This is a genomic window from Seonamhaeicola sp. ABD4_175 (assembly GCF_056160885.1).
On record NZ_JBSWYC010000016.1, the window covers coordinates 1 to 970 of the forward strand.

Here is a 970-nt window from a genome sequence, read left to right on the forward strand (position 1 = left end):
ATTTGGTTACCGACTGATTTTCAATCAAAAAAAAGCACTAAAACTAACATTGTATATAAAAAATTGCTAGTTTTACCTTAAACAAATGGAAGTTGCTCTTTTGCTTGCTTCCGATTTTCCTTCGGAAAATCGCCGCTCACAAACACGCAACTTTCCATATACGAACCGTTAGGCATAATTTACCAAAACTGTGAGCAAAAAGAAAAGAGAAGAAGAAAATAAAAATATTGAAGCCTTGAGATATGCTTTGGAAAACCAAATTGGCTGGCAAAGATATGGAGAGGCTAAATTATTGGGACTAGTAACGATATCTGGTGGTTCTATTGCTAGTCTAAGCCCAATAATGAATCTGTTTGCCGAATATAATAATGGAATTGTATTTAAAATCATTATAGTAATTTTTGGAATATGTTCGTTTACGGCATTTACAATCGGATTGATTAATATGACAGTACGTTTTAAAATTGAACAGATTGAAAAAATAAAAAATTATCCTAGACGATTTATTAGTTGGAGATACATTAATAGCAAGAAAATCGAGGAATTAATAGAAATATCAAAAGAATACGATTTGGACTCTCAAAGAATTGACCTATTGACTCAACATAAACTTGGCTCATTAAACACGGAAAGAAATTATAGAGCTTTTAATCTTGGTGCAAGAATCTATAGTTTTGGAATATTAGTTCTTTTCATTTTCTTTCTAATTTTTAAAATAATAAAAAACTATGCCTAACAATGGCTATAAGTAATTGCTTGTTCTCGCCTACTTCTGAAAATCCTCGCGGATTTTCAGCTTGGTGTGTACTTGCAAAGTTTCGTGCTAAACCACGCAACTACTCATAGCCGAGACCGTTGTGCGTCATTTGAGAAAAACTAGGTCTATTCAATAACTTAACGCAACAAATCTAAAATTATAGATTTGTAATATGAGTTCAAAACACAGACGACTTTCACTCAAAGAAAGGAT

General features: G+C 32.1%; 1 protein-coding gene. It reads left to right on the forward strand.

The window, feature by feature from the left end:
* The first annotated feature begins 190 nt into the window (after nt 1-190).
* The gene (locus ACXAG4_RS15510) at nt 191-736 is read left to right on the forward strand and encodes a hypothetical protein (protein WP_475297007.1); all 546 of its coding nucleotides are present in this window, start codon (nt 191-193) and stop codon (nt 734-736) included.
* Nucleotides 737-970 lie beyond the last annotated feature (234 nt).